6 protein-coding genes are annotated in these 6,000 nt (G+C 60.1%); 2 read left to right on the forward strand and 4 right to left on the reverse strand.

Annotation, left to right across the window (positions count from 1 at the left end; genetic code table 11):
- Nucleotides 1-381: 381 nt before the first annotated feature.
- From AAZU54_RS19110 to AAZU54_RS19120, 3 genes are all read right to left on the reverse strand, one after another.
- Nucleotides 382-966, reverse strand: a complete 585-nt coding sequence (locus AAZU54_RS19110; protein ID WP_186555489.1) for an IMPACT family protein — start codon at nt 964-966, stop codon at nt 382-384.
- Between the two features lie 9 nt (nt 967-975).
- Nucleotides 976-1,638 (reverse strand): TetR/AcrR family transcriptional regulator, encoded by a 663-nt coding sequence (locus AAZU54_RS19115; protein WP_186555488.1) that lies wholly within the window; start codon nt 1,636-1,638, stop codon nt 976-978.
- A gap of 70 nt (nt 1,639-1,708) precedes the next feature.
- A complete protein-coding gene (locus AAZU54_RS19120; protein WP_186555487.1) occupies nt 1,709-2,626 on the reverse strand; it encodes a LysR family transcriptional regulator in 918 nt (305 codons plus the stop codon).
- Between the two features lie 118 nt (nt 2,627-2,744).
- Here AAZU54_RS19120 and AAZU54_RS19125 point away from each other — a divergent pair, with 118 nt between their 5' ends.
- Nucleotides 2,745-4,091, forward strand: coding sequence for an aspartate aminotransferase family protein (locus AAZU54_RS19125; protein ID WP_186555486.1), 1,347 nt, complete (start codon nt 2,745-2,747; stop codon nt 4,089-4,091).
- Nucleotides 4,092-4,160: 69 nt separating this feature from the next.
- Nucleotides 4,161-5,654 (forward strand): CoA-acylating methylmalonate-semialdehyde dehydrogenase, encoded by a 1,494-nt coding sequence (locus tag AAZU54_RS19130; protein WP_186555485.1) that lies wholly within the window; start codon nt 4,161-4,163, stop codon nt 5,652-5,654.
- Between the two features lie 133 nt (nt 5,655-5,787).
- Here the strand turns inward: AAZU54_RS19130 and AAZU54_RS19135 are convergent.
- A partial coding sequence (locus AAZU54_RS19135; RefSeq protein WP_434727516.1) for a hypothetical protein occupies nt 5,788-6,000 on the reverse strand: 213 nt, incomplete at its 5' end.

Below are 6,000 nucleotides of genomic sequence, written 5' to 3' on the forward strand. Positions count from 1 at the left end.
CGTGTTAGCGGCCGTTACCGGAATTCGCAGCGTAGCTGCTGTGCATTGCCCAGTGGCTGTTCCCGATGCACGGCTGATTAAAAAATGTACAGTTGGCCGCGAGGCTTACGGCGTCAGGTCCAAGCCAGATGGTTCACGGGTTATCCACAGGCTCCTCCACAGTATTTGTGTGCAAGCCGAAGCCTGTGAATTAGCGGGGCCTAACGAGCTGAAAGCCCTGCTGGTTGGGGATAACTAACTGAAATATGGTCATTTGCATGACCGTCATGAAAATGTGATCAAAATATGCTCAATGGCTCGAACGCCTTGTGATTCGTGGCTTGCACGAGAGTGCCCCAAGCTTATCCACAGGCAGGCCCACAGTAGTTGTGGGCAAACCCTTCAGTAGGGTTGCAGCAGGATCCGTCCACGACTGAGGTCGGCCAGCTGGCGTTGCAGTGCATCAAGATGCGCTGCGCCCACCGCCAGCTGCAAATCTACGCCATTGGCGGTGAACTGCTCATCGAGTACCAGCCCGTCGACTTCGGCCAAGCGCAACTTGAGTAGCGCAAGTTCGCTGAAGCTGCAGCTGCAGCGATACTCACTGCGCTGCACCAACAAGCGTTTGGGCGCTTGCTGCAGGCATTTGTTCGCCCCGCCGCCATAAGCTCGGGCCAGACCGCCGGTACCCAGTTGAATGCCGCCGTACCAACGAATCACCAACACCACTACCTGATCGCAGTCCTGGGCTTCGATGGCCGCGAGTATGGGCCGGCCAGCGGTGCCGCCGGGTTCGCCGTCGTCGCTGCTGCGGTACTGGTCACCCAGCTTCCAGGCCCAGCAGTTATGAGTCGCGGCCAGATCACTGTGGCGTTCGATGAAGCTCATCGCCTCGGCGGCGCTGCTGATCGGGCCGGCGAGGGTGATGAAACGGCTCTTGCGGATCTCTTCACGAAATTCGCAAAGCTCGAGCAGGGTAGAAGGCATAAGTCCGGGTCAGGCAGGCGAGTGAATGCCGCAGCCTTTGAGAATGATGTGGATAAGGTTGTTGCTGGCATCTTCCATGTCTTGCTTGGTCAGGCGACTTCGGCCGGTAACCTGGCAGATCTGCGTGGAGAAGTCGGCATAGTGCTGGGTACTGCCCCAAAGCAGGAAGATCAGGTGCACCGGGTCGACTGGGTCCATCTTGCCGGCGTCGATCCAGGCTTGGAACACGGCGGCGCGGCCGCGGAACCACTCACGGTAGTCGGCGCTGAAGTACTCGCTCAGGCATTCGCCGCCGCTGATCACTTCCATCGCGAAGATTCGCGAGGCCTGAGGGTTGCGGCGCGAGAACTCCATCTTGGTGCGGATGTACTGGCTCAAGGCCGGACCTGGATCGTCATCGACGCTCAGGGCGTTGAAGGTGCTGTCCCACAATTCGATGATGTTGCTCAAAACCGCGATGTACAGGCCCAGCTTGTTGGTGAAGTAATAATGCAGGTTGGCCTTGGGCAAGCCGGCTTTCAAGGCGATGGTGTTCATGCTGGTGCCCTTGAAGCCGTGGCGGGCGAACTCGTCTTCGGCGGCCTGGATGATGGCCTGTTCGTTCTTCTGGCGAATGCGGCCAGCGGGCTTGCCCGAGGCGGAGAGGCGATGCGCAGGGACTTCTAGGGTCATGGACGATTCCGTGCCAGTCGGAGTAAACGGATGTCCGACAGATTACCTGCCTGTGCCGAAGTGACAAGCATTAGCGTGTCGCCGCCAGGCTTTCCAGGAAACTTTCCAATACAAGATTTGGCCGGCGCCCTTTACGCGTTACCCAACTCAGGCTCAACTCGTAGTGGCGTTGGGACGGTTTGAGTGCCCGCAGGCGCCCCTGCTGGACCCAGAAGCTGGCGTAGTGGTCCGGCAGGTAGCCAATAAAACGCCCGGTCAGGATCAGAAACGCCATGCCTTCGCGGTCCGAGGCACTCGCCGTGCAGTGCAGGGCCTGATAATGCGCCTGGATGTCGGCCGGCAGGCGGAAGGTTGGGGCGATGGCATCCTGACTATTAAGGCGCTGGTCGTCGATCTTCTGGTCATCGGCGTAGAACAGCGGGTGGCCCACCGCGCAGTACAGCAGCGAACGCTCGCTATACAGCGGTTGGTATTCCAGGCCCGACAGAGGGCTGGTCTGCGGCACCACGCCGACATGCAGGCTGCCATCGAGCACGCCTTGTTCGACCTGGCTTGGGGCGATCATGCGAATCTGGATACGCACGTCCGGCCCGCGGTCCTTGAGTTCGGCCAAGGCATGGGTGATGCGCATGTGCGGCAGGGTCACCAGGTTGTCGGTGAGGCCGATGTTCAGCTCACCGCGCAGATGCTGGTGCAGGCCATTGACCTCGGTGCGGAAGGTTTCGATGGCGCTGAGCAGTTGCAGGGCCGAATGGTAGACATCGCGGCCTTCCTCGGTCAGCGAGAAGCCGGCGCGACCACGTTGGCACAGGCGCAGGCCGAGGCGCTGCTCAAGGTCGCTCATTTGCTGGCTGATCGCCGAACGGCCGATGCCCAGGACATTTTCTGCTGCCGAGAAACCGCCGCACTCGACCACGCTGCGGTAGATCTTCAACAGGCGGATGTCGAAATCACTGACCTGGGCGAGGGGATCGGGGCGTCGGCTCATTAGTTTAGTCCGCTGCTAACTTAAGATTAGAAATGTTGGCTTTTCTAGACTTTATCCGCGTGACAAGTTAGCTGCAACAACACACATCGTTGCCTAATCGTCTTCCGAGGAACCGCCGATGAACATGCCCGAAACCGCGCCGTCCGGTATCGCCAGCCAGCTCAAGCTGGACGCCCACTGGATGCCGTACACCGCCAACCGTAACTTCCAGCGCGACCCACGGTTGATCGTGGCCGCCGAAGGCAGCTACCTGGTCGACGACAAGGGCCGCAAGATCTTCGACGCCCTGTCTGGTCTGTGGACCTGCGGCGCCGGGCATACCCGCAAGGAAATCACCGAAGCAGTCGCCCGCCAGGTCGGTGTGCTGGACTACTCGCCGGCGTTCCAGTTCGGCCACCCGCTGTCGTTCCAGCTGGCAGAAAAAATCACCGAGCTGACCCCGGGTGATCTGAACCATGTGTTCTTCACCAACTCGGGCTCCGAATGTGCCGACACCGCGCTGAAGATGGTGCGTGCCTACTGGCGCCTGAAGGGCCAGGCGACCAAGACCAAAATCATTGGCCGTGCCCGTGGCTATCACGGGGTGAACATCGCCGGCACCAGCCTAGGCGGCGTCAATGGCAACCGCAAGATGTTCGGCCAGTTGCTGGATGTCGATCACCTGCCGCACACCGTGCTGCCGGTCAACGCCTACTCCAAGGGCATGCCGGAGGAGGGCGGTATTGCCCTGGCCGACGAGATGCTCAAGCTGATCGAGCTGCATGACGCCTCGAACATCGCTGCCGTGATCGTCGAGCCGCTGGCAGGCTCGGCCGGCGTACTGCCGCCACCGAAGGGTTATCTGAAGCGGCTGCGCGAGATCTGCACGCAGCACAACATCCTGCTGATCTTCGACGAGGTGATCACCGGTTTCGGTCGCATGGGCGCGATGACGGGTGCTGAAGCGTTTGGTGTGACTCCGGACTTGATGTGCATCGCCAAGCAGGTCACCAACGGTGCGATTCCGATGGGCGCGGTGATCGCGACCAGCGAGATCTACCAGACCTTCATGAACCAGCCGACCCCGGAATACGCCGTGGAATTCCCCCATGGCTATACCTACTCCGCGCACCCGGTGGCATGCGCTGCCGGCATTGCCGCGCTGGACCTGTTGCAGAAGGAAAACCTGGTGCAATCGGCCGCCGAGCTGGCGCCGCACTTCGAGAAGCTGCTGCACGGCGTCAAGGGCACCAAGAATATCGTCGACATCCGTAACTACGGCCTGGCCGGTGCGATCCAGATCGCCGCACGCGATGGCGATGCCATCGTCCGTCCATATGAAGTGGCGATGAAGCTGTGGCAGAAAGGCTTCTATGTCCGCTACGGCGGCGACACCCTGCAGTTCGGGCCGACCTTCAATACCCAGCCGCAAGAGCTCGATCGCTTGTTCGACGCGGTGGGCGAGACCCTGAACCAGATCGACTGATCTTTTCGACTTCGACGGCAGGCGCGCGCAGACGCGCCTGTTTCATCCTTATTGTTTCTGGAGTTATGCATGAGCATCGTTCAGCACCTGATCAATGGTGAGCTGGTTACCAAGGGCGAGCGCACCGCCGATGTCTTCAATCCTTCCACCGGCCAGGCCGTGCGCAAGGTCGAGTTGGCCAGCCGGGCTACCGTGCAAGAGGCCATCGATTCTGCCAAGGCGGCGTTTCCGGCCTGGCGTAACACGCCACCGGCCAAGCGCGCCCAGGTGATGTTCCGTTTCAAGCAACTGCTTGAGCAGAACGAGGAAAAGATCTCGCAGATGATCAGCGAAGAGCACGGCAAGACCCTCGAAGACGCGGCGGGTGAGCTCAAGCGCGGTATTGAGAACGTCGAGTTCGCCTGCGCGGCACCAGAGGTGCTCAAGGGCGAGTACAGCCGCAACGTCGGCCCGAACATCGATGCCTGGTCTGATTTCCAGCCGCTGGGTGTGGTTGCCGGGATTACCCCGTTCAACTTCCCGGCCATGGTTCCGCTGTGGATGTACCCGCTGGCGATCGCTTGCGGTAACGCCTTCATCCTCAAGCCATCGGAGCGCGATCCAAGCTCGACCCTGTACATCGCCCAGCTGTTGCTTGAGGCTGGCCTGCCTAAAGGCATCCTCAATGTGGTGCATGGCGACAAGGAAGCGGTCGATGCGCTGATCGAGGCACCAGAGGTGAAAGCCCTGAGTTTCGTCGGCTCGACCCCGATTGCCGAGTACATCTATGCCGAAGGCACCAAGCGCGGCAAGCGCGTGCAGGCCTTGGGCGGCGCCAAGAACCACGCCGTGGTGATGCCAGACGCCGACCTGGACAACGCCGTCAGTGCACTGATGGGCGCTGCGTACGGTTCCTGTGGCGAGCGTTGCATGGCCATTTCTGTGGCGGTGTGCGTGGGTGATCAGGCCGCTGATGCGCTGATCGCCAAGCTTGAGCCGCAGATCAAGGCGCTGAAGATCGGTGCCGGCACCTCTTGTGGTCTGGACATGGGCCCACTGGTAACCGCTGCTGCGCGTGACAAAGTGGTCGGCTATATAGATGACGGCGTTGCCGCCGGTGCCAAGCTGGTGGTCGATGGTCGTGGCTACCGGGTTTCGGGGAATGAAGATGGCTACTTTGTAGGGGGGACGCTGTTCGACAACGTCACGCCTGAAATGCGCATCTATAAAGAAGAGATCTTCGGCCCGGTGCTGTGCGTGGTCCGCGTCAACAGCCTGGAGCAGGCCATGCAGCTGATCAATGATCACGAGTATGGCAACGGCACCTGCATCTTTACCCGTGATGGTGAGGCTGCGCGGCTGTTCTGCGACGAAATCGAAGTGGGCATGGTTGGCGTCAACGTGCCGCTGCCGGTACCGGTGGCCTATCACAGCTTCGGTGGTTGGAAGCGTTCGCTATTCGGCGACCTGCATGCCTACGGCCCGGATGGCGTGCGCTTCTATACCCGTCGCAAGGCGATCACTCAGCGCTGGCCACAGCGCAAGAGTCATGAAGCCTCGCAGTTCGCTTTCCCTAGCCTCTAATAGAGGTGGGTAGAAGCGGGGAGGTCGAAAGGCCTCCCCGCTTTGTTTTTAGAGCTCTAACGGCAGCACCGCTATCTGTTTAACCCTGCTGCACCTTTAGGCGCAGGCCCGCGCCGCGATTCTGACCCTAATTTCAACAATATTGCGGTTTATTGAAATTAAGGGTTGACGCCCTCTCAGATCCCCTTATAATGCGCCCCACTTCCAGCGTAGTTAGAGCGGAAAACTCCTTGAGTATCAACGAGTTAGATGTTTCAGGCAGTACTGGAGGTGCTTCGATCTTCTGATCGGCAGCGGTGAAAAAGGTAGTTGACAGCAGCTTGTAACGCTGTAGAATTCGCCTCCC

The organism is Pseudomonas sp. Je.1.5.c (genome assembly GCF_051129895.1).
Lineage (GTDB): Bacteria > Pseudomonadota > Gammaproteobacteria > Pseudomonadales > Pseudomonadaceae > Aquipseudomonas > Aquipseudomonas urmiensis.